At 62.0% G+C, this 22,944-nt stretch carries 20 protein-coding genes; 8 read left to right on the top strand and 12 right to left on the bottom strand.

Annotated elements, in window-relative coordinates; translation table 11 throughout:
• Positions 1 to 6 precede the first annotated feature (6 nt).
• From CRD15_RS01505 to CRD15_RS10080, 5 genes are all read right to left on the bottom strand, one after another.
• Positions 7 to 762 carry a hypothetical protein gene (locus tag CRD15_RS01505; RefSeq protein WP_255463685.1) on the bottom strand — a complete coding sequence of 252 codons (756 nt, stop codon included), beginning with the start codon at positions 760 to 762 and terminating at the stop codon, positions 7 to 9.
• A 136-nt stretch (positions 763 to 898) separates the two neighbouring features.
• Entirely contained in the window at positions 899 to 1,282 is a 384-nt protein-coding gene (gene rplT, locus CRD15_RS01500; protein ID WP_011273437.1) for a 50S ribosomal protein L20, read from the bottom strand.
• Between the two features lie 112 nt (positions 1,283 to 1,394).
• Positions 1,395 to 1,589: a 50S ribosomal protein L35 gene (rpmI, locus tag CRD15_RS01495; RefSeq protein ID WP_005295736.1), complete on the bottom strand. Its 195-nt coding sequence runs from the start codon at positions 1,587 to 1,589 to the stop codon at positions 1,395 to 1,397.
• 32 nt (positions 1,590 to 1,621) lie between these two features.
• Positions 1,622 to 2,143, bottom strand: a complete 522-nt coding sequence (infC, locus tag CRD15_RS01490) for a translation initiation factor IF-3 (RefSeq protein ID WP_080716109.1) — start codon at positions 2,141 to 2,143, stop codon at positions 1,622 to 1,624.
• 639 nt (positions 2,144 to 2,782) lie between these two features.
• Positions 2,783 to 3,019 carry a hypothetical protein gene (locus tag CRD15_RS10080; RefSeq protein WP_237744617.1) on the bottom strand — a complete coding sequence of 79 codons (237 nt, stop codon included), beginning with the start codon at positions 3,017 to 3,019 and terminating at the stop codon, positions 2,783 to 2,785.
• Between the two features lie 32 nt (positions 3,020 to 3,051).
• Between CRD15_RS10080 and CRD15_RS01485 the strand changes: the two genes are divergently transcribed.
• Positions 3,052 to 4,908, top strand: coding sequence for a DUF2339 domain-containing protein (locus CRD15_RS01485; RefSeq protein ID WP_237744616.1), 1,857 nt, complete (start codon positions 3,052 to 3,054; stop codon positions 4,906 to 4,908).
• On the opposite strand, the gene uvrA is transcribed toward CRD15_RS01485, so the two are convergent.
• Positions 4,887 to 7,733 (bottom strand): excinuclease ABC subunit UvrA, encoded by a 2,847-nt coding sequence (gene uvrA, locus CRD15_RS01480; protein WP_034981472.1) that lies wholly within the window; start codon positions 7,731 to 7,733, stop codon positions 4,887 to 4,889. The two genes, CRD15_RS01485 and uvrA, sit on opposite strands and share 22 nt — an antisense overlap.
• Positions 7,734 to 7,805: 72 nt before the next feature.
• Here uvrA and CRD15_RS01475 point away from each other — a divergent pair, with 72 nt between their 5' ends.
• Together CRD15_RS01475 and CRD15_RS01470 are read left to right on the top strand one after the other, a co-directional pair.
• Positions 7,806 to 8,519, top strand: coding sequence for an MBL fold metallo-hydrolase (locus tag CRD15_RS01475; protein WP_034981469.1), 714 nt, complete (start codon positions 7,806 to 7,808; stop codon positions 8,517 to 8,519).
• 129 nt (positions 8,520 to 8,648) lie between these two features.
• Positions 8,649 to 9,500 carry a DoxX family protein gene (locus tag CRD15_RS01470; protein WP_034981466.1) on the top strand — a complete coding sequence of 284 codons (852 nt, stop codon included), beginning with the start codon at positions 8,649 to 8,651 and terminating at the stop codon, positions 9,498 to 9,500.
• A gap of 59 nt (positions 9,501 to 9,559) precedes the next feature.
• Here the strand turns inward: CRD15_RS01470 and CRD15_RS01465 are convergent, their stop codons facing one another.
• Complete coding sequence (locus CRD15_RS01465; protein ID WP_187401739.1) at positions 9,560 to 10,510, bottom strand: hypothetical protein; 951 nt, start codon at positions 10,508 to 10,510, stop codon at positions 9,560 to 9,562.
• 257 nt (positions 10,511 to 10,767) lie between these two features.
• On the opposite strand from CRD15_RS01465, the gene CRD15_RS01460 reads away from it, so the two are divergent.
• Positions 10,768 to 13,065 carry an ATP-binding domain-containing protein gene (locus tag CRD15_RS01460; RefSeq protein WP_187401738.1) on the top strand — a complete coding sequence of 766 codons (2,298 nt, stop codon included), beginning with the start codon at positions 10,768 to 10,770 and terminating at the stop codon, positions 13,063 to 13,065.
• A gap of 26 nt (positions 13,066 to 13,091) precedes the next feature.
• Here CRD15_RS01460 and CRD15_RS01455 read toward each other — a convergent pair whose 3' ends face one another.
• Together CRD15_RS01455 and uvrB are read right to left on the bottom strand one after the other, a co-directional pair.
• Positions 13,092 to 13,526 carry a universal stress protein gene (locus CRD15_RS01455; protein ID WP_034966036.1) on the bottom strand — a complete coding sequence of 145 codons (435 nt, stop codon included), beginning with the start codon at positions 13,524 to 13,526 and terminating at the stop codon, positions 13,092 to 13,094.
• Positions 13,527 to 13,536: 10 nt separating this feature from the next.
• Entirely contained in the window at positions 13,537 to 15,684 is a 2,148-nt protein-coding gene (uvrB, locus tag CRD15_RS01450) for an excinuclease ABC subunit UvrB (protein ID WP_187401737.1), read from the bottom strand.
• 85 nt (positions 15,685 to 15,769) lie between these two features.
• Between uvrB and CRD15_RS01445 the strand changes: the two genes are divergently transcribed.
• Positions 15,770 to 16,714: a YdcF family protein gene (locus CRD15_RS01445; protein WP_187401736.1), complete on the top strand. Its 945-nt coding sequence runs from the start codon at positions 15,770 to 15,772 to the stop codon at positions 16,712 to 16,714.
• 4 nt (positions 16,715 to 16,718) lie between these two features.
• On the opposite strand, the gene coaE is transcribed toward CRD15_RS01445, so the two are convergent.
• On the bottom strand, positions 16,719 to 17,303 hold the full coding sequence (gene coaE, locus CRD15_RS01440) for a dephospho-CoA kinase (protein WP_034971573.1): 585 nt from the start codon (positions 17,301 to 17,303) through the stop codon (positions 16,719 to 16,721).
• 16 nt (positions 17,304 to 17,319) lie between these two features.
• Complete coding sequence (locus CRD15_RS01435; protein ID WP_034975800.1) at positions 17,320 to 17,667, bottom strand: hypothetical protein; 348 nt, start codon at positions 17,665 to 17,667, stop codon at positions 17,320 to 17,322.
• Between the two features lie 61 nt (positions 17,668 to 17,728).
• On the opposite strand from CRD15_RS01435, the gene CRD15_RS01430 reads away from it, so the two are divergent.
• On the top strand, positions 17,729 to 18,976 hold the full coding sequence (locus CRD15_RS01430) for a DUF4185 domain-containing protein (protein WP_043012877.1): 1,248 nt from the start codon (positions 17,729 to 17,731) through the stop codon (positions 18,974 to 18,976).
• A 56-nt stretch (positions 18,977 to 19,032) separates the two neighbouring features.
• On the opposite strand, the gene CRD15_RS01425 is transcribed toward CRD15_RS01430, so the two are convergent.
• Positions 19,033 to 20,349: an acetyl-CoA C-acetyltransferase gene (locus CRD15_RS01425; RefSeq protein ID WP_034966024.1), complete on the bottom strand. Its 1,317-nt coding sequence runs from the start codon at positions 20,347 to 20,349 to the stop codon at positions 19,033 to 19,035.
• A gap of 228 nt (positions 20,350 to 20,577) precedes the next feature.
• Between CRD15_RS01425 and CRD15_RS01420 the strand changes: the two genes are divergently transcribed.
• On the top strand, positions 20,578 to 21,924 hold the full coding sequence (locus CRD15_RS01420) for a 3-oxoacyl-ACP reductase (RefSeq protein ID WP_187401735.1): 1,347 nt from the start codon (positions 20,578 to 20,580) through the stop codon (positions 21,922 to 21,924).
• 44 nt (positions 21,925 to 21,968) lie between these two features.
• On the top strand, positions 21,969 to 22,898 hold the full coding sequence (locus CRD15_RS01415) for a MaoC family dehydratase (protein WP_284821228.1): 930 nt from the start codon (positions 21,969 to 21,971) through the stop codon (positions 22,896 to 22,898).
• Positions 22,899 to 22,944 lie beyond the last annotated feature (46 nt).

Below are 22,944 nucleotides of genomic sequence, written 5' to 3'. Positions count from 1 at the left end.
ATTGACCTACTTTTCGAACAGAGTCACTTGCTCCTCTTCCGTCGTGGTCACGCCGTTCTCGGTGCGGGTACGGGTCATGGTGCCGCCACCGCCTTCCTTGCCAACCTCAACGAGGAACTGCCCATCTACCCGGAGCTGTCCGCCATCTACCCGCACAGTGATCGGTTCTTCCTGGTTACCGGGCAGCATCGCCAAGCGAATGGAAACCGACCCGACCGGGAACGTGACCTTCGTGCGTCCACTATCGGCCTCGGCCTTCTTGGGGTCTGGCTTGGCTGTCATTGCACCTTGCCCATCGGTGAAACGCCACAGCACGTCTAGCGTTGTGTTAATGCCAACGATCAAGGCACCGGTATCTTCCTTAGACATGTCATCAGCACCGGCGACGCGATCCCGGAAGCCATAGGCCTTATCGGCCGCTTCGATGGCGGTGTCTTTTTCTTCGTCGCTTAAGTCATTGAAGCTGTCGACGGAATTGACGCGCTTGAGCAGGCGCTTCTCCTCGTCAGGCAGCTTATCGATGGTATCTACCAAGGACGTGTCAAAGACGGCATTAAAGAAATCCTCGACGGTTTTCGCCGCCTTTTCGGCGAAGTCTTCCTCCGACATATCGGCATAAGAAAAATCCTCATCGGCCTTTTCCGAGGCTTCCTGCATAGCCTTTTCGGCGTCTTCGTTTGTGCTCATATTGCAGGCGGCCAAGGTACCGGTGAGCGAAAAGGCCAACAGTAGTGTCACTGCCCGGCGGGTGTAATCCTTCATTGCGGTCTCTCCTCGAAAAAGGCTGGCTAGCTTTCATTCAACCTAGCAGCCCTCAAAGCACAAAGAACCCCATCCGGGAAACCTTTCAGTTCAGGTTCCCCGGATGGGGTTTGCGTTACGCGCTACAAAGCTAGCTTTAGGAAGCAGCCGGTGCGTTAACGTCCTCCGGCAGGGCAGCCTTGGCAGCCTCGCACAGAGCGGTGAATGCGTCGAAGTCGTTGACGGCCAGCTCGGCCAGGTTCTTACGGTCGACCTCGATCTCAGCCAGACGCAGGCCCTGGATCAGGCGGTTGTAGGTCATGCCGTTCTGGCGTGCACCAGCGTTGATGCGCTGGATCCACAGCTTGCGGAACTCGTTCTTGCGGGCCTTGCGGTCGCGGAACTCGTAGGTCTTGGAGTGGAGCATCTGCTCCTTTGCCTTGCGGTACAGGCGGGAGCGCTGACCACGGTAGCCCTTAGCGGACTTCAGTACTTCGCGACGCTTCTTCTTGGCGTTCACTGAGCGCTTGACACGTGCCACGGTGATACTTCCTTTTCTTTAAGTGTGCGCGCCTCAGATGGGCACCTTCTATAGGTGCTGGAATTACTCGATGACGCGGTTAGGTGAATAGGGGTGGAAAGGCGGGCTTTAGTTATGCCTTGCCCAGCAGACGCTTCATGCGCTTGACATCGGCCGGAGCGACGTCCTCGGTGCCCTTCAGGCGACGGGTGCGCTTGGAGGGCTTGCCCTCCAACAGGTGGCGGCGGTTAGCCTGCTCGCGACGCAGCTTGCCGGAACCGGAGATCTTGATGCGCTTTGCGGCACCCTTGTGAGTCTTCTGCTTCATTGGTGAAAAACCTCTAACAACTAGTTCTGTTACTACTTCTTGCCCTTGCGGATCGGGCCCAGCACCATGGTCATGTTGCGGCCGTCCTGCTTGGCGCGGGTCTCAACTACGCCGTATTCCTCAACGTCGTTAGCCAGTCGCTCAAGCAGTCGGAACCCGAGCTCCGGTCGGGACTGCTCACGCCCGCGGAACATGATCGTGACCTTGACCTTGGAGCCCTTTTCCAGGAAACGAATGACGTTGCCCTTCTTGGTCTCGTAGTCGTGGTCGTCGATCTTCGGACGGAACTTCTGTTCCTTCACCACGGTCTGCTGCTGGTTCTTACGAGCTTCGCGAGCCTTCTGGGCCTGCTCGTACTTGAACTTGCCGAAGTCCATGATCTTTGCCACGGGTGGCTTGGCGTTCGGTGCAACCTCTACAAGGTCGAGGTCAGCTTCATAGGCCAGCTTTCGCGCATCGTCCGTCTTGACGATACCGACCTGTTCGCCGCCTGGACCGACGAGTCGGACCTCAGGGACTCGAATACGGTCGTTGATGCGAGCTTCTGCGCTAATGTGAACTCCTCAGTAGCAGTTTGGTTAATGTCTTACCGACCCCTGCAGTACTGAAGATCCCCCTATTCCCCCACAATCACAGCCATAGCGCACAAGCGGGAACATTCACCGATCACTGTGCATTACACTGTCGGATTCTTGCACCCCATCTGCGTCTTGGCCACGACCCGAGTCCAACCGTGTTGGCGGTCTCTAGGTGGGAGAAGGAATCTCCACTTGCAGCCCGTTTCCATTTCATAAAGCCAAAGCCTTATTAGATGGAACGAGACGGTAGTGGTTGGAAGTATAACAAGTATCCAGGCGATATCCAAATATGGCTAACGCCGTTTCTCCAAGACCGAACAAGAATAAACTTTTGCCTTATGAATAAGCCTCTCAACGGATCCACCGAGCCCACTAACGATCTGATCAAGCGCATTGATGATCTTGCTCGTTCGCAGATGCAAGCCCAGTCGCAGATGTTTAGTATCCTGCGCGAGGTCGCTGTTAATCAACAAAGGCTCTCTATGGCGCAGCAGCCCAGGGCTTCTTCGGTAGTGACGCCCCCAGCCTCACCTCCCCCACGCCCCAACAAGGAGGTTAAGGCTCCCCCGTCACAGCCCGCCCAGCCCCAGCAGCCAGCGCGACCACAGGCGCAACCTACTCAGCCACAGCGGCCTCAGGCGCCGCAGGCACAGCCCCACTCATGGCGCTCCCAACAACCGCAACCGCAACCCCAATCGCGCCCGCACACGCAGCAGCCGCCACAGCAGCCGCCACGGCAGTCGCAACCATCGCGGCCTCAGCCACAGCAGCCCCGCCCGCAAACGCAGCAGTCACAACCCACTGCGGCACAGCGCCAACCCACTGCGGCACAGCGCCAACCCACTGCGGCACAGCGCCAACCCACTGCGGTGCAACGTCAACCCGTGGCGCCCGTTCAGCCGCCCCGTCATCAGAATCAGGAACCACAGAAGCAGCCACAGCAGCGACAATCGCCGCTGCCTAAATTCCCCGCAGCGCAGCGTCAACAAGCAGCGCGGTCGAAGCCAGCTACTCCGAACAGGCTCCAGCAATGGTGGGAGAAGGAAGACCTGGTTACGCGCCTGCTGGCGATCATTGGCGGTTCCATTACCGTCGTGGGTCTGACCTTCCTGGCGCTACTGGCTTATGCGTCTGGGTTCCTGAGCCCGACGGGCGCCGTCATCCTCGCAGCAGTGCTGTGTGGTGGTTTGGCAGTCACGGCCACAGTCGTAAACAAGCGCCAGCCGAATGGCGTGAGTGCCGCAGCACTTCTGATAGTTGCCACGTTAGGCGGGCTCGCGGACCTGTGGGTCGCGGTATTCAAGATGGGCTGGTTCAGCGAGGCAGTGGGCAGTGTACTGACGGTGGTCATTTGTGCCGGATCGTTGGGCTTGGCCTACGCGTGGAAGAAGGAGATCCTCGCTTCCATTGTCACTGCGTTTGCACCCCTGTTCATCGTTCCTGTAGCAGCGAGCTTCCTGTCGATGTTCCCCTCCGACAACCCGGTGCAAAGGGAAATCCACACTGGCTACTTCGCCGGCAGCCTGCTAGCAGCCGCGATCTGTGGCTTCGCGGCCCGCTGGGGTCGCCCCTGGTTCAAACTGCAGGTCACCGCCACTGTTACCTACATCATTGCAATGCTCATGGCCTCCCCCTTCGCGGTATCCACCTTCTTGATGGGCGTGGTGAGCTTCGCGATCCTGGCTATCCTCAGCTTCGTCCCGCCATGGGCATCGCGTCAGCTGCACGTCGGCAGCGTCCTTGCGGTAGTGGTCGTTCCTGCCGCGCTGCTGTGTGTCCACGATTCCTGGGTGAGCCCGGCGTTTATCGCCCTGGCGACTGCCTGCTCCTTCTTGATCGCCCGGGCCAACGGTGGCATGTACAAGGTGGACTTCCAGGTGGATGGGAATGCTCCGCTACCTCCACAGGTGGCCAGCGCCTTCACGTTCACGATCTCCGCAGGGACGTTGCCCATCATCTTCATCATCCGGTTCTTCCGCTGGCATGCCCTCGATGGAGAGGTACAAAAGCACCTCGATAACTTCCCCTACTTCGGATACTGGAGCATTGGCATCGCGGTGGCGTTGCTGGTCTTCACTGCTGCCATTGTGTGGGGCCTGCCGAAAATGCCACGGTCCGTTGCCTGGATTTCCCTCATCTGCTCTTTCCTTGCTGTGTTCACCTATGCCCCGTTCAGCTGGGTTAACTCGAGGGCTATGGAAATCCCTGATTCCGCGATCGTGCTAGTGATGAGCCTTCTGCTTTCCGTGGCGTTGGCATACCGCCACCAACACCTATTCGATACTGAAATCAGGGGGATTGCCGGCCGCGAAGTTCCCGACAGCCAGGCCAATACGGAGGTTGCGAAGCTGCTTATCGGCATTGTGACTCTCGTGCTCGCTTCCTCTGCAATCCCGGCCGTAGCCATGGCGATTTCCGCCACGAAGCTTTCGTTCATGGTGGCGCACGTGCTGATCTCCGTCAGCTGGATGCTGGGCGCGGTGTACCTACTGCACCGCAACAACTCCAAGCCCGGATTGCTGCTGGCCATCACTGCAACTGCGAAGCTAGTTTTCTACGACCTGTCCGTCCTGGGCGGCCTTGTCCAAGCACTGGCGTTCCTGATCTGTGGCATGGTGCTGCTGGTCGCCGCCGTCACACGTGAGAAGCCGAACAAGAGCACCGCTGTCGGTCCGCCGAACCCACAGCAGCAATCGGTACAGCCGCAGCCGCCGCAGAATCAGAGCATCGACCGCAAGTAACGGCCAGTGTGGGAGGCCTCCACCTCCGCAACCTGCTCCGGGGTGCCCTCGGCCACGACGGTGCCACCGCCGGAGCCGCCCTCCGGGCCCATGTCCACGATCCAGTCGGCGGCCTTAATGACATCCAGGTTGTGCTCAATAATGAACACGCTGTTGCCCTTGTCCACCAGTCCCTGGATCACCAGCATGAGTTTGCGGATGTCCTCGAAGTGTAGGCCCGTGGTCGGCTCGTCCAGGATGTACACCGTCCGGCCGTTGGAGCGCTTCTGCAGCTCGGCAGCCAGCTTCACGCGCTGAGCCTCGCCACCCGATAGCGTGGTTGCCGCCTGGCCCAGGCGCACATACCCCAGGCCGACGTCGACCAGAGTGTTCAGATAGCGGGAAATGGAAGTCACCGGCTCGAAGAACTCCGCAGCCTCCGAGATCGGCATATCCAGTACTTCGGCGATGGACTTGCCCTTGTAGTGAACCTCCAGGGTCTCGCGGTTGTAGCGAGCGCCATTGCAGACCTCGCAGGGCACGTACACGTCGGGCAGGAAGTTCATCTCGATCTTCAGGGTGCCATCGCCATGGCAGGCCTCACAGCGCCCGCCCTTAACGTTGAACGAGAAGCGCCCCGCGGTGTAGCCACGCACCTTCGCCTCCGTGGTCTCGGCGAAGAGCTTGCGGATCTTGTCAAACACACCCGTGTACGTCGCGGGGTTCGACCGCGGAGTGCGGCCGATCGGACTCTGGTCTACCTGCACCAGCTTGTCCAGGTGCTCCATTCCAGTGATCTTCTTGTGGTGCCCCGGCACCTGGCGTGCCTTGTTCAGGGTATTGCCCAAGGACTTCGCAACGATGCCGTTGATCAGGGAGGACTTGCCAGATCCAGATACGCCAGTCACACAGGTCAATACGCCCAGCGGCAGCGTGACATCCACGTTCTGCAGGTTGTTTTCCTGCGCTCCGTGAACCTTCAGCACGCGATCCTTATCCACCGGGCGGCGCTTATCCGGCACTGCCAGTACTCGCTGGCCGGAAAGGTATTGGCCAGTCAACGATTCCTCGACCTTGAAGATGCCCTCCGGCTCGCCTTGATAAACGATCTCGCCACCGTACTCGCCGGCGCGCGGTCCGATATCCACCAGCCAGTCGGCGGTACGAATCGTGTCCTCGTCGTGCTCCACCACAATCAGGGTGTTGCCCAGATCCCGCAGGTGCTGCAGGGTGCGGATAAGGCGCTCGTTATCGCGCTGATGCAGGCCGATCGACGGCTCATCTAGCACGTACAGCACGCCCGCCAGGCCGGAACCAATCTGCGTGGCCAGGCGGATGCGCTGGGCCTCACCGCCGGAGAGTGTGCCCGCGGAACGGGACATCGACAAGTAGTTCAGCCCGACGTCCAGAAGGAATTTCAGGCGCGCCTGAATCTCCCGCAGAACCGCCCCGGCGATCATCTCCTCCCGCTTGGTTAGAGATAGGTTGTCGAGGAAGCTGCTGGCGTCCGCAATAGAAAGATCAGAAACCTCGGCGATAGACAGTTCCCGATCGCCCGAGGCGATGGTTACCGCGAGGACCTCCGGCTTCAGGCGCGTGCCATTACACGTCGGGCAGGCGACTTCGCGCATGTAGCTGCGGTAACGATCCTTGGACCAGTCGGAATCGGTCTGGTCGAGCTTGCGCTTCAAGAAGGGCATCACTCCCTCGAAGGGCGCGTTGTAGTTGCGGGAACGGCCGTAGCGGTTGCGATAGCTGACCTTGATTTGGGTCTTGTGGCCGTTCAGGATCGCCTTGCGGTGGGTCGCCTTCAGATCCTTCCACGGGGCTTTCGGGTCGAAGCCCATAGCCTCGCCCAGCGCGTTGACCAGCTTGGTGAAGTACTTGCTGTTCGGACTGGAGGCCCACGGGGCGATTGCGTCGACTACGGGCGCGTCCTCGTCCGGGATCACCAGCTTCTCGTCGACCTCCAGGCGCGTGCCCAGTCCGTCGCAGGCTGGGCAGGCGCCGTAGGGAGAGTTGAAGGAGAACGTGCGCGGCTCCAGCTCATCCAGCTGAATCGCGTGACCGTTCGGGCAAGCCATCTTCTCAGAAAATCGCCGCGTGCGGTTCGGATCGTCGTCCGGCAGTCCCACGAAGTCCAGCACCACGATGCCATCGGCCAGCTGCAGGGCGGTCTCGATGGAATCGGTCAGGCGCTGCTTCTGCGAATCCTTCACCTGCAGACGGTCGACCACCACGTCAATATCGTGCTTGACCTGCTTTTCCAGCGTCGGCGGATCGGACAGCTGGTACACCGCCCCGTCGACCTGCACACGGGAGTAGCCCTGGGCGGCCAGGTCCTCGAAAAGGTCCACGAACTCACCCTTGCGGGTGCGCACCACTGGCGCGAGCACCTGGAACTTCAGGCCCTGCTCCATCGCCAGAATCTGGTCGACGATCTCCTGCGGGGTTTGCCGCTGGATCACGCCGCCGCACTCCGGGCAGTGCGGAACGCCGGTGCGGGCGTACAGCAGACGCAGGTAGTCGAAGATCTCGGTTACCGTGCCGACGGTCGAGCGCGGGTTGCGGTTCGTGGATTTCTGGTCGATGGAGACGGCTGGGGAAAGTCCCTCGATCAGTTCCACATCCGGCTTGTCCATCCGCCCCAGGAACATGCGCGCGTAGGAGCTAAGCGATTCGACGTACCTACGCTGGCCTTCCGCAAAAATCGTATCGAAAGCCAGGGAGGATTTACCCGAGCCGGACAGCCCCGTAAACACGATCATCTTGTCGCGTGGCAGGTCGATATCCACGCCCTTCAGGTTGTGTTCGCTAGCGCCACGGACAATCAGTTGATCGGCCACTTTCACTCCTTGTAGTTGATTTATCAACCCTGTCAGTCTACGCCAAACCCGCAACAACGTTAATGTGGTGCCATGCAGCAAGTCACTGAGTTTAGCCATCTTTCCGCACCACGCGACGTGCAGGTTCTTCGTACTGACGCCCACACGTACGCAGTAACGACCGTAGGTTCTATGGACAACAATTGTTGGTTGTTGTGCCGGGGCGGTGAAGCGCTGCTGGTGGATGCCGCGGATGACGCGGAGCACCTGCTGGGGTTGGCCGAACAGCTGGGTGTGCGCATCACCGATGTGCTGACCACCCACCAGCATGCAGACCACACTCGCGCGCTGGCAGACGTGCTGGAGGCGACGGGCGCCCGCCATCACGGGCCGCACCTGGATGCCGAGGCGCTGCCCGTGGCGCCGGACCGAGTGTATGGAAACGACGACGGGTCGCGGGAGGCACTAGAACTGGCGGGCGAGCACCTGCAGGAACTGGGGCTTGTGGTTGTGGAGCTACGCGGCCACACTCCTGGTGGTCTGGCCCTGCTGGATCTTGCAGGGGCGGATGCCGGGCAGAACCCGGCCGACGGGCGCGTGCCACGAGCGTGGGTGGGCGACAGCGTTTTCCCCGGCGGCGTCGGAAAAACAAATAGCCCCGAGCAATTCCAACAGCTCCTCGGCGACGTCACCGATAGGATCTTCACCCTGCCTGCAGAGACTCGCATTCACCCTGGTCACGGCGATTCTACGACCGTCGGCGAGGAAAAGGGCAAGGTCGATGAGTGGGCAGCGCGAGGTTGGTAAAGACGAAGAGTCGGAGTGTTAGCATCCGCTCGGCGCATCACTAATTCGGGTAGCCTGGGTGATTGTTCGAGCACGACTAATTGCAGTCAAGGGTCGTGCCACCAACTAATGAGGAGTGTGTAGACCCAAATGTTCCGTACCCTTGCTCGCCCGCTGCTGGCTTCCGCTTTCGCTGTCGACGGTGCACAGATGCTGCTGAACAGCAACGAATACGCAGAGGACGCTAAGGCTATCAACGGCACGCTGCGTTCCGTACTGCCACAGGACAAGGCCGGGCTGATCCCCGATGATGCGGAGACCACCGTGCGCGTCGTAGGCACCACCAAGGTCATTGCCTCTGCCCTGCTAGCTACGGGCAAGGCTCCGCGTCTGGCTGCCGCTACCTTGGCCGCCGTGCAGATCCCGACTGCGCTGTCCCGCCACGCTTTCTGGAATGCTTCCAACGGCGCTGAGCGCAAGGAGGAGATCCGCGGCCTGGTTACCGATCTGGCTCTGCTGGGTGGCCTGGTCATCACCTCCGCTGACACGGCCGGCAAGCCGGGCCTGAAGTGGCGCGCCCAGCAGGCACTGCCGGGTAATTCCGAGCAGCAGAAGATGATCGAGAACGCGCAGACGCAGTCCAAGGCGTTCGCCGCCAGCGCCTCCGACCAGGCTCAGGGTTTCTTTGCCAAGACCAAGGAGGTCGCTGGCCAGGTTCAGGAGAAGGTCGCTGATTACGTCGACGAGCACCAGGATGAGTGGAAGGAAACCGCCGAGAACCTGCGCGAGCGCGCAGCAGAGTTCGGTGACCAGGCTTCCGACTACGCACAGTCCGCTGCGGCAAAGGCGCAGGGTGCATGGGAGGACTTCGACGCCGAGGAACTGAAGAAGGACGTCAAGAAGGCAACCAAAAAGTCCCGCAAGCGCGCCCAGAAGGCACAGAAGCAGGCCCAGAAGCGAGCAAAGAAGGCTCAGAAGAATGCGCAGAAGCGCTTCAAGTAAGAGCTGGTAGAACAGAAAAGAACCCCTGGTGAACCAGGGGTTCTTTTGCGTTGGTTAGGTTAGCGCGGGCCGAAGTTCTGCATCAGGTAGTTAGCGATAACTCCCAGTGCACCGATCACTCCCAGAACTCCAGCGATGATGCCGAAGATCTTGCCTGCTTCTCCATTGCCGAGACTGCCTAGCAGGCCGTTGATGTCGATGCCGCTATTACCGTTCGATTGCATCTGACCAGGATCCTGATTTTCCGGGAACTTGCCAGGGCGAATGCTTCCGTTGTCAGCGACCTTGAGTTGGGTGCGGGTATTTTCCAGGTATTGGCCGTCGCCCTTCCGCATATAGGAGGCCTGCATCGAAGATGCTTCTTTTAGCCCGCCGTTCACATGGGAGTACGCATTAGCAGCGCCGTAAGCGGTGTACTTGGGATTGATCATCAGCCAAAGGTGGCCGTTTTGAGCGTTTGGGCGCCCCTTGGCCGCTCTCAAAGCCGATTCTTCTCCCCGCCCCCACAGCTGCATGATCGAGTGGCGCAGGTTCGCGCTGGACGAAAGGTTCTCTCCCCAGGACTGCTCACCGTTGCGCTTCGCACTCCACACAGAAGCGCAATCTGAGATTTCGCAGGAATCATTTGTCGGGCGCTTGTGAGCAAGGCTTGGCCAGACCAGCGTTTCAGCTGCGCGCTGAACCGCAATGAAGGACATGTTGGAGTCGACCCGGGCTGCCTTAACGTAAGCATCCTTGTTGGCGTAGCCAGCCTTATTGGCTGCTTCGCGGAGGGTGGTTCCTTCAAAGGGCACATTCTTGTCCCACATTTCTCCACGAATGTCGTAGAGCGCCTTCTGTACGTCTGCTCCCTGGTTGGAAATGACGTCAAGGGTGACAGTTCGGCTCAGCGGAACGTTTAGTTCCACCCTGGTGGCGGGATCCGGTTCTGCGTTGGCAACTCCGGTGAAGATGGAGGAGCTTACCGCCAAAGCGGCAACGGCTGCAGTGAGCTTCTTTGCGGGTTTCATGGCTATAGGAGTTCCTTTCATCCAAGCCAAAGGATCCGTGCGGATCAACAGGGTAGGTAGAAGAGAATGAGTAGCCGCTTGGGCTGACAAGCATTCAACTTACGATTTTATACGCTCTTACTTATATGCCCTATATATTCCCACCGTTATCCCCCCCGAACGGAAAACCCTGGACATCCACAAGTATCGACCGAAGGGAGTAGGATAGCGTGCTCTATCCTTAACACCCCCCACACAGAAGGGACCCCGCACCCACCTTGGCGCCCAACAACGACATCGCCGCCGAGCAAAGCTATCTCGACGACCTCCTATCCCGGGTAGACCACGCCCGCGAGAAGCTGGAACAGCGGCTCAAGGCTGTCCGACTGGAGGCCGACATCGACGACCCGCAGGGTCTGATGGTGCGCGACCGCGAGGCTCGCGACATTGCTCAGCGCCTGGATTCCTACTCCGCTGCGGAAGTTGGCCTCATGTTCGGCCGCATCGACGTCGAGGACGAAGAAGCGGAAAATCCTGTCGCGGGAAACGAGAAACTGGATCGCCGCTATATCGGGCGCATCGGACTGCACGACGACGATGAACAGATGCGCACCCTTCTGATGGACTGGCGCGCTCCCCTAGCTCGCCCCTTCTACCTGGCCACCACCCTGCACCCCGACGGAGTTCATTCCCGGCGCCACATCACTACCCGTGGACGCACGGTGCGCAGCGTGGCAGACGAACAGCTGTCCACCGCGGCAGCCCCATCTGAGTCTGTGGGCGCTGGGGCGCGAGGTGGCGTCGCCAAAGAAGAAGCCCTACTCGATGCCGTCAACAGGGCACGCACCGCCTATATGCAGGACATCGTCGAGACCATCGCGGCGGAGCAGGACACAATCATCCGCGCCGAACACCGCGGCGTAACTGTTGTCCAGGGAGCACCCGGAACAGGCAAAACAGCCGTGGCGCTACACCGCGCTGCTTACCTGCTGTACACGTGGCGTGAACAGCTAGACAACACAGGCGTGCTGATCATCGGGCCGAACGACCGCTTCCTTTCCTATATTTCCCAGGTGCTGCCCTCGCTGGGTGAGACCGGCGTGGTGCTGGCGACCCCCGGCACGCTGCTGCCGAACCTGCACACCGTGCCGGAGACGAACCTGCTGGCGCGCGAGGTCAAAGGCTCGGCGGAGATGCTGACGATCCTGGCTGATGCGATCAAGACCTACCAGACCGTGCCGGAAGACAGCATCGACATCAGTATTGACGGGCTCAACGTGCAGCTCACTCCGACCATGGTGCGGGCAGCCCGGGCACGCGCGCGACGATCCCGCAAACCGCACAACCACGCGCGGGCGGCCTTCCTGGACTACGGGTTGAACGCGCTGGCGGACGCGCTAGGCAAGAACATCGGCGCAGACCCTCTGGGTGGGGCGAACCTGCTGAGCAAAGGCGACATCGCCACATTGCGCGAAGAACTCGGAGCGGACCCGACGGTCGTGGATGTCCTTGGGCAGTTCTGGCCCGAGCTGCGCCCCACCCAGGTTTTGGAACGGCTCTATGCGGATCCGGCTGCCATCGCCGTGGACTACGACGAGGACACGTGGCACGGCCTGGCCACCCACCCCAGCGGTGAATGGACGGATGCCGACGCGCCACTTATCGATGAATTGATCGACATGTTGGGATATGTCTCCGACGAGGAAACCGCCGCCGAAGAACGCGAACAGTGGCTGGAGAAAATCACGGAGGCGCAAGAGGCACTGGACATCTTGACGGGTTCGGCCAGCCAGGATCTGGACGATGGCTTCGCGCCCGAAGTGCTGATGGCCTACGACGTTATCGACGCGGAAACGCTGGCCGCCCGCCAGCAAGTGCGCGACGAGCGCACCACCGCCGAACGCGCCGCCGCGGATAGCCGCTGGGCGTTCGGTCACGTGATTGTCGACGAAGCCCAGGAGCTCAGCCCCATGGCTTGGCGGATGGTGTTCCGGCGCTCGCCGAACAGGTGGATGACGTTAGTAGGCGATCCCGCGCAGACCGGCAATCCCGGCGGGGTTGATAGTTGGGCGGAGGCTCTATCCCCCTTTGTTGCGGATCGCTGGCAGCTGCACCAGTTGACGGTGAACTACCGCACGCCGAAAGACATCGCGGACTTGGCCGCGCCGCTGCTGCAAGAGATCGACCCGACCCAGTCCGTACCGCTGGCCCTGCGCGAATCGGGCACCGGAGTGCGCTATATGCCGGTTGAGGGTGCCGAGCTCGGCTCGAAGGTTCAGGCCGCGGTTGAGCAGGCTCGGGAACTCACGGGTGAAGAAGGCCTTATCGGTGTGATCACCACCCGCCCGGAGCCGCTGCAGGTGGCGTTATCCGAGTCCACGGATGCCTCCGGCGCGGAGGTTGTATTCGTCGACACGGCCGCGGCGAAGGGTCTGGAATTCGACGAGGTTGTGCTGGTCGAGCCCGCGGACATCGTGGAGGCCTCGCCGCAGGGGCTCAACGACCTCTACGTAGCCATGACCCGCGCCACCCAGGGCCTGACAGTCGTGCATGCCCGCCCATTGCCCTGGGATTAACCGGGTCTAACGCGGATCAGGAAGGGCTAGTCCCTGGTGCCGACGGTGTGGACGATCATCACGTCGCACTCGGCCTGGCGCGCAGCGTCGGCGGGAACGCTGCCCAGCAGACGTCCCGTCAGCGAGTTAATGCCGCGATTACCCACCACCAGCAGGTCTGCCTCTTCGCTCTTCACGATGCTCATCAGCGCCTCTACCGGGTCGCCTTCCTTCAGCACCGCGCGAACCTTCTTCGCGCCCTCCCCTTCGGCCTCTTTTCTTGCGGACGCCAACACCTCAGCCGCCGACATCTCACCTTCCACAGCAGTGGAATTCTGGGCCGCGTTGTCCGCGTGCTCCCCCACGTAGGCGCTGGCCAACACAAGATCGGCATCCATGGCCGCAGCCACGCCCGCGGCACGCCGCACTGCTAAAAAGGAAGATTCTGACCCATCGGTTCCGACGACGACTGTGCTGTACATAACTCTGATCTTACAACCCAGCCTCGATCATGCCCCGAAGTTCCTTTTTTAGGTCTGCAATTTCATCGCGCAGCCTACCCGCGAGTTCGAACTTCAGCTCCTTCGCCGCCGACTTCATCTGTTCCGTCATCTCCTGGATCAGCTTCTCCAGCTGCGGGCGTGCCATCGGCTCGTCACTGGAGCCACGCACCAGCGCCCAGTCGGCCTCCGGCGATTCGCCTCGCCCGCCGGCGCTGGAATCGGCGCCGGTGCCGCCTGCGGCGTCCCCACCAGACTCCGCTTCGAGCTCCGCAACCTGGTCCAAGATATCGGCGATCTTCTTGCGCAGCGGCTGCGGGTCAATGCCGTGTTCCTCGTTGTAGGCGATCTGCTTGGCGCGGCGGCGTTCGGTCTCGTCGATGGCGTACTGCATGGAGTCTGTGACCTTGTCGGCGTACATGATGACCTCGCCCGAGACGTTACGCGCAGCGCGGCCGATGGTCTGGATCAGCGAGCGTTCGGAGCGCAGGAAACCCTCCTTGTCCGCGTCCAGGATCGCGACCAGCGAGACCTCCGGCAGGTCGAGGCCCTCACGCAGCAGGTTGATGCCCACCAGCACATCAAACTCACCGAGGCGCAGCTGGCGGAGCAGCTCCACGCGCTTGAGGGTATCGATGTCGGAGTGCATGTAGCGGACCTTCACGCCGTGTTCCAGCAGGTAATCGGTGAGATCCTCGGCCATGCGCTTGGTCAGGGTGGTCACCAGCACGCGCTCGTTCTTCTCTGTCCGCTGGCGGATCTGTTCGATCAGGTCGTCGATCTGGCCCTCGGTCGGACGCACCTCCACCTTCGGATCCACCAGACCAGTCGGGCGAATGACCTGCTCTACGTACTCGCCCTGAGCGGCAGCGATCTCGTAATCGCCGGGAGTGGCGGACATGTAGACGCACTGGCCCTTGCGGTCGTCGAATTCCTCCCACGTCAGCGGGCGGTTATCCAGCGCGCTGGGCAGGCGGAAGCCGTGCTCCACGAGGTTGCGTTTGCGGGACATGTCGCCTTCGAACATGCCGCCGATCTGTGGGACGGTCACGTGGGACTCGTCGATGATGGTGAGGAAGTCCTCGGGGAAGTAGTCGATCAGGGTGGCGGGAGCGGAACCGGCCTCGCGCCCGTCGATGTGGCGGGAGTAGTTCTCGATGCCGCTGGTGAAGCCCACTTGCTGGATCATCTCCAGGTCGTATTCGGTGCGCATGCGCAGGCGCTGGGCCTCCAGTAGCTTGCCGCGGTTTTCCAGCTCGTCCAGGCGCTGCGCCAGTTCCTCCTTGATGGCCTGCATGGCTTTTTCCATGCGCTCCGGGCCTGCCACGTAGTGGGTCGCCGGGAAGATGCGCAGCTCGTCGACCTGGCGAATCACATCGCCGGTCAGCGGATGGATGTAATACAGCGCATCGATGTCATCGCCGAAGAACTCCACGCGCACCGCCAGCTCCTCATAGGCCGGGATGATGTCCACCGTGTCGCCCTTTACGCGGAAAGTGCCGCGAGTGAAGGCGACGTCGTTACGGGAGTACTGGATATCCACCAGCAGGCGCAGGAATTGGTCGCGCTCGACCTCCTCGTCGACCTTCAAGACCACCGAGCGGTCCAGGTAGGACTGCGGGGTGCCCAGGCCGTAGATGCAGGAAACCGAGGAGACAACCACGACGTCCCGGCGCGACAGCAGCGCGGAGGTCGCAGAGTGGCGCAGGCGCTCCACGTCCTCGTTAATGGACGAGTCCTTCTCGATGTACGTATCCGTTTGCGCGATATACGCCTCCGGTTGGTAGTAGTCGTAATAGGAGACGAAGTATTCCACCGCGTTGTTCGGCAGCAGGCTACGCAGCTCGTTGGCCAACTGGGCGGCCAGGGTTTTATTCGGTGCCATGACCAGGGTGGGGCGCTGCTCCTTTTCGATCAGCCAGGCGGCCGTCGCGGACTTACCCGTACCGGTGGCGCCCATCAGCACCACGTCGCGCTCGCCTCGGTTGAGGCGCTGGTGCAGCTCTTCGATCGCCTTCGGTTGGTCGCCGGCGGGTTTGTAATCGCTAATGACCTCGAACTTCCCGCTGGAGCGCTCGACCTCCCCCACGGGGCGGAACTCGGAGTAGGACAGTTCGGGACGTTCTGCTGCAAAGGCCATGTGGCCAAGTCTACGTGTCGCCCCGGACAACCTCTGCCGTCCCGCTGCCCAGCGCTGGCCACGCTCCCGGTTTAAGGTTAATCACATGAAGCTCTTCTCCCGCGGTCGTGCCGCTATTGCCCCTGTCATCGCTCTTTCACTCTTGGTTACTCCCTCTGCCGTTGCCGCGCCAGCGCCGGCTGTGCCCGCCGTTCCACCGATCGTTGTCGGTCCCGCGCCGATCGGCCCCAACACCGTCGTTATTCCGGGCGAACTGTTGCCGGTCGGTCCCAGCGGTGCGCGTACTGCTCGCACTGTTGATGACGCCTACTCCGCAGCCGCCATTGCCGCCCAGTATCTGCACAAGGATCCGCGCCCGGCGCTGGATCGGCTCTCCCCCGCCCGGCGCGCCGAGGTTAGCCACATCCTCAAGGTCTTGGAAGCTCCTGTGAAGGCTCCTGGCAAGGCCACCAATCCGCGGGCAACTGTGGTGGTGCTGGGCAATGGCCTGAACCGGGACGGTTCCGTGCACCCCAACCTTCAGCGTCGCCTGGAGGTCGCCCGCGATTACGCCCGCAAGCACCCGGCTAGCCCCATCATCACCTCTGGCGGCAAGACCGAGCACGGCCACGTGGAGGCCGAGGCGATGAAGAGGTGGCTCGTCCGCGCCGGGATCTCCCCGAAGCGCATCCACGTGGAGGGCAACTCCTGGTCCACTATTAGCAATGCGTGGCACAGCGCGAAGGTCTTCGGAAGGATGAACGCGCAGGCCAAGAGAGCCTCCCACGGCAAGCCACTACCGCGCGAGCTGGTGATTGCCACGACTGATAGCCACCTGCACCGTGGAGTGAGCGACTATCGCATTGCCTTTGGCCCGCGCACCACCGTCTACGGCCTGGCCTCCAAGTCTGATCCCGTGCAACAGCGGAACGTGGCCAAGGAGCGCACCTCTCGCTACCGCGACGCGGTCGGGCTGTTCATCTTCCCGGAGACGATCGTGGCCGACGGTCTGCCGCCGATCTTCGGCGCGGGAATCCCCCGGTTCTGGTAAGCCTCTAGAGCCCGGCCCAGAAGCCGTCGACCTGCTCGAGTAGCTGTTCTACGGTTCCGGAGTTATCCAGCACCGTGTCGGCCGCGGCCAGGCGGGTTTCCCGATCGATTTGGGCGGCAATGCGGCGGCGAGCATCATCCTCATCTAGACCACGGTGCTGCACGAGCCGCTCGATGCGCAGCTCGTCGGGAGCATCCACCACCAGCACGTGGTCGACCTTGTCCACCTCGCCATTCTCGATGAGCAGTGGCATGTCGTAGACCAGCGCTTGCGCGCCGGACTCCCTCCCCTGCCGAAACAGCTCCTCGGTGCGGGCGCGGATGCGCGGATGGGTAATCGCGTTCAGCTTTTCCGTCGCCTCCGGGGTGGCGAAGGCTTGGCGCGCCAGCTCTGCACGGTTCAACGTTCCGTCGGGGTTTAGCACCCCATCAAAAGCATCTGCCAGCTCGGCCAAAGCTGGCTGGCCGGGTTCGACGATTTCGCGCGCCACCAGGTCGGCGTCCACAATAAAGGCACCGTGCTCCGACAACCGCGAAGATACGGTCGACTTGCCGGAGCCGATGCCACCAGTCAGTCCAATTGTGATCATGAGGCCATGCTAGTGCCTACAGCGAGCCGGCCAGAGTGTTTCCGGCCAGGCGGCACTGGTAGTAGCTGGCGGCGAGGTTGCCGAAATCCACGCGCAGGCCATTGGCCTTGTGGATATCCTGCTCGGCGACAGCGGCATCCCACTGCTTACGGATCTGCTCAATCTGCTGATCCAGCTTCTGACACGCCTTGGGCACCCGCGAGGAGCTACCCGTGCTACCCGTGGCCGGAGCCTCGACCTCCGGCAGAGGCTGCAGGGTCTCGGGGGCAGAGTCAGCATCCGCAGCACTGGCGATGCCCACCGCGCACGAAAGGCTCAAGCATGTAGCGGCAGCGATGGAAGCAATGCGAGAAAAGTTAGCCATAGTCGAAAATATAGCGAAGCATAGCGGGCAATGCAGGCCAGCGTGTGCGACTATGGTCGACATGCACAAGATTTCCGCCTCTCGCCGTACCCTCGCCTCCACTTTGACCGCCGGAACCATACTGGCGACCGCCACCGCAGTGTCCGCCCTGGCAACAGGCCAGGCCGCCGCGGACCCGTGCTGGACCTACAGCCCCACCCTGAGCGATGGGCTCGCAGCCAGCAGCAGCGGATCGCTGGCGGGCAGCCTCGGCCAGCCGCAGTGGCTCACCGGCAAGCCCGAGGGCATGCCGAAGGTCACCGGCAACACCGAGGCGGTGCACATGCTGACCGGGCGATTCGCCCCAGATCGCACCGACAAAACGGGCTTGAGCTCCACCGACCTGGGCATCATGTGGGATTCCGGGGACGGGCGTGTGCTGGCGGCGTTTGGTGATTCCTTCCGCTGCGGTGCGGGTGACAACGGCTGGCACTCCAACGCTTTGTACGAAACCGATGACATGGATCCCTCCAACGGTATCCACCTGGGCGGGCCGGCAACCGGTGCGCGCTCGGAGGAGTTCCTGCCCGCGTCCTTGAAGATCAGCGGGGTGGAAATGACGGTCATCCCCACCGCCGGCATCGAGGTCGGCGGTGCACAGTACGTGGACTTCATGTCGGTCCGCGATTGGGGCAAGCCCGGCCAGTGGCGTACGAACTACGCCGCAACGGCGAAGTCCACCGACGGCGGAAAGACGTTCTCTGTGGTGCCGGGCTCCTACCGCACGAGCTCGGCGGCCTCCGGCGACGGGCGCCTGCCGGACTTCCCTGCCCACCGACCGGGCGCGGATAACTTCCAGATGACGGCCTTTGTTAAGGCACCAGAAGGTGCAGAGGATGGCTACGTCTATGTCTACGGCACCCCGTCCGGCCGTTCCGGGCAGGCCCGCTTGGCGCGCATCAGCGAAGCTTCGTTCCCGGATTTTAGCTCCGCGGAGTACTGGGATGGCAGTGGATGGAACTCCCGTATGGACTCCGCCAAGCCGGTGTTGGACGGGCGCGTTTCCGAGCTATCGGTGCAGTACAACAAGCACCTAGGTAAGTGGCTGGCTCTGTACGAAACCACACAGGGCATGGTGCTGCGCCAGGCGGATAAACCAGAAGGCCCCTGGAGCAGCGCGAAAACGCTGATCTCCAGGGCCCAGGTGCCGGATATCTACGGCGGTTTTATGTACCCACACCAGACCGATGGGAACCTGTACTGGGTGGCTACCTCATGGCACAGCTACAACGCTGTGGTGTACAAGACTGATCTGGCGAAGGTTTTCTAGCAACCGGCGGCTCGCAGCCGCTGGTCGCTAGCAGCTAACTAGCCGCTAGCGGCACTTTAGCGCTCGATGATGGCGACGATACCCTGACCACCTGCAGCGCAGATGGAAACCAGGGTGCGGCCGCCGCCGTTTTCCTCCAGCACCTTCGCAGCGGTGGCGATGATGCGGCCGCCAGTAGCGGCGAACGGGTGGCCGGCGGCCAGGGAGGAGCCCTTGACGTTCAGCTTCTCGCGATCGATGGCACCCAGGGCGCCGTCCAGGCCCAGGCGCTCGCGGCAGTACTCGTCGGACTCCCACGCCTTCAGGGTGGCGCAGGTCTGGGAGGCGAAAGCCTCGTGGATCTCGTAGAAGTCAAAGTCCTGCAGGGTGAGGTTGTTGCGCTTCAACAGGCGGGCGACCGCGTAGGTCGGGGACATCAGCAGGCCGTCCGGGGTCATGCCGTCGCGACCGTTGATGAAGTCCACGGAAGCGACCTCAGAGTCGACCAGGTAAGCCTTAACCGGGATGTTGTGCTCTGCTGCCCATTCCTCAGAGGAGATCAGGACGGCGGAAGCACCGTCGGTCAGCGGGGTGGAGTTACCGGCGGTCATGGTGGCCTTGGTGCCGTGCTGCTCGGCATCCTTCTTGCCGAAGACCGGCTTCAGCTTGGCCAGCTTCTCCACGTTGGAGTCCGGGCGCAGGTTGGTATCGCGCTGCACGCCCAGGAACGGGGTGATGAGATCCTCAAAGAAGCCCTCGTCGTAGGCCTTGGCCAGCTTCTGGTGAGACTCGGCTGCCAGCTGGTCCTGCTCCTCGCGGCTCAGGCCGAACTCGCGGGCGGTGATGGCCGCGTGGTCGCCCATGGAAAGCCCGGTGCGGGGCTCGCCGTTGCTCGGCTGCTCCGGGGCCAACTGGGACGGGCGGATCTGGCCGACCAGCTTCAGGCGGTCGGTGGTGGTCTTTGCGTTGTTCAGCTTGATCAGGGTCTTGCGCAGCTGATCGTTAACGGCCAGCGGTGCGTCGGAGGTGGTGTCTACGCCGCCGCCGATGCCGGACTCGATGCGACCCAGGGCGATAGCGTCTGCAACCTGCACCAGGGCAGCCAGGCCGGTGCCGCAGGCCATCTGCAGGTCAAAAGCCGGGGTGGTGGAGGACAGTGCGGAACCGATAACGGTCTCGCGGGTCAGGTTGAAGTCGCGGGAGTGCTTCAGGACGGCACCGGCGACGACCTCGCCCAGTTCTTCGCCCTGCAGGCCGTAGCGAGCCACCAGACCATCGATGGCAGCGGTCAGCATGTCCTGGTTCGACGCATTCGCGTATTCCTTGTTGGAACGGGCGAACGGGATGCGGTTGCCGCCGAGAATGGCGACCTTGCGGGGTGCTCCGTTAGTCATAGTTTTTGTGTCACTCCATCGAAGAATGTGAATTGAAAGAACGTTTTCCTACACGGTGTGCTCGATCACACCGTATGGTTATACATGAGAACATACATTGTCTCGGCAACGCACGTGTACGTATTGCCAACAAGACTCGTATATTTCCCGCTCACTTCCCCGCACCATGCCAGGTATAAGGCACAGTAGGGGCGAGTAAGTAGTTATCAATTTGAGGAGTTAAAGCAAGTGCCTGAAAACCAGGATGCATACCTGAAGTTCATCAACTCGGACCTCGGCAAGAAGATCTCCAAGCAGGCTGGCCTGCCGGTACCGACGAAGCTGCGTCGCTACAAGGAGGGCGAGCCCGCCCTGGACGGCCGTGTCCTGCTGGGCGGTTCCGGTCGCCTGGTCGGCCGCATCGAGGAGCTGCTCGCCGACGACTACAAGGTCTCTACCTCCGCTGGCGATAACAAGTACGCCGGTCTGGTATTCGACGCCACCGGCATCACCAAGCCGGAAGACCTCCGCCAGCTGTACGACTTCTTCCACCCGGTCATGCGTCAGCTCCAGCCGTGCGCCCGCCTGCTGGTCATTGGCACCACCCCGGAGCTGATCGATGACGCTGACGAGCGCATCGCACAGCGCGCCCTGGAGGGCTTCACCCGCTCCGTCGGTAAGGAGCTGCTCCGCGGCGCTACCGTCCAGCTGGTCTACACCGCCCCGGATGCGTCCGCTGATCTGGCTGGTCTGGAGTCCACCCTGCGCTTCGTGCTGTCTGCTAAGTCGGCCTTCGTGGATGCACAGGTTATTCGTGTTGACGCCCAGTCCGCGACCGCCCCGGCAAACTGGGACAAGCCGTCTGAGGGCAAGGTCGCAGTCGTCACCGGTGCTGCCCGCGGCATCGGCGCCACCATCGCAGAGGTGCTGGCTCGCGACGGCGCGAAGGTCATCTGCGTGGACATCCCGCAGGCTGGCGAGGGCCTGACCGAGACCGCCAACAAGGTTGGCGGCACCGCCCTGCCGCTGGACGTCACCGCTGATGATGCTGCCGAGAAGCTGAAGGAGCACGCTGAGGCTCGCCACGGCGGCCCGATCGACATCATCGTCCACAACGCCGGCATCACCCGCGATAAGCTGCTGGCCAACATGGACGAGGGCCGCTGGGATTCCGTCATTGCTGTGAACCTGGTCGCCCCGGTTCGCATCACCGAGAAGCTGCTGAACAACGGCGGCCTGGCCGACAACGGTCGCGTCATCGGTGTGGCCTCCATCGCCGGCATCGCCGGTAACCGTGGCCAGACCAACTACGGCGCCACCAAGGCTGGCGTGATCGGCTTCGTAGACTCCTTCTCCGACAAGCTGGCTGACCGTGGCATCACCGTCAACGCTGTGGCTCCGGGCTTCATCGAGACCCAAATGACCGCCGCCATCCCGTTCGGCACCCGCGTCGGTGGCCGTCTGCTTTCCTCCCTGCAGCAGGGTGGCGAGACCGTGGATGTCGCCGAGACCATCGCCTACTTCGCAGCTCCGGCTTCCCAGGCTGTCACCGGCAACGTTGTCCGCGTGTGTGGCCAGGCAATGCTGGGCGCTTAAGACGGACCTCTTCGAGCGAGCTGTAGAGAAAGGAGCCACAACCAGTGGTTGACTACAAGAAGCTGGATTCCATCCCAGTGCTGATGGACGAGTACCGCAACGCTGTGAAGGATGTTGTTCCGGGCGTGGGTAGCCCCCGCAGCGCCAAGGAGAATCCGACAACTGCGTTCAAGGTTGAGGGCGTCAAGATCAAGGTGCCAGAACTAGCTGCCTACAACGCGGCAACGGGCCTGCGACTGTGCAACGAGCTGCCGATCACGTATCCGTACGTGCTGAGCTTCCCGATCGTCATGAAGATCCTGACTGCCTCGGACTCCCCCGTGAACGCCGTGGGCCTGGTGCACCTGACCAACCGCATCGAGCAGACCCGCGACCTGACTGTGGATGACGTGCTGGATATCCGCGTGCACGCGGAGAACCTGCGCCCGCACACCAAGGGCGTGCTGCTGGATGTCGTCACCGTCGTCTCCGTCGAAGGCGAGGACGTGTGGAAGCAGACCAGCGGCTTCCTGTCTAAGGGTGCGAAGCTGTCCAGCTCCTCGCCCTACAAGGACGAGCAGCCGACCGATGGCCGCATTCTAGAGCCGGTCGCGTTCGATGAGTACGACGCAACCCCGACCGCGAAATACCGCGTAACCCCGGCGGATATTCAGGAGTATGCGCAGGCTTCGGGCGACAAGAACCCGATCCACGTCTCCGGCATTGGTGCGAAGGCATTCGGCTTCCCGGCCGTCATCGCGCACGGCATGTGGTCCGCTGCCACGATGCTGCGTGGCCTGGAAGGCGTGCTGCCGTCCGCCGCGCGCTTCAGCGTGGAGTTCGCCAAGCCGGTAACTCTGCCGACCACCGTGGCATTCTTCGCCGAGGCTGCGGGCGACAAGGCCTACCCGCGCCCCAGCGAGTGGGATCTGCAGCTACGCAAGGCTTCCAACCTGAAGACTCTGCACGCAGTGGGCAAGGTCGAGAGAATCTAGCCAACATCTAGCCGACGTCTGTTATGTCCAAAGGGTTTTTGGACAC

Origin of the sequence: Corynebacterium sp. LK28, from assembly GCF_014335105.1 — a bacterium.
GTDB classification, from domain to species: Bacteria; Actinomycetota; Actinomycetes; order Mycobacteriales; family Mycobacteriaceae; genus Corynebacterium; species Corynebacterium macclintockiae.
This window is presented reverse-complemented; position numbering and strand designations above follow the sequence as displayed.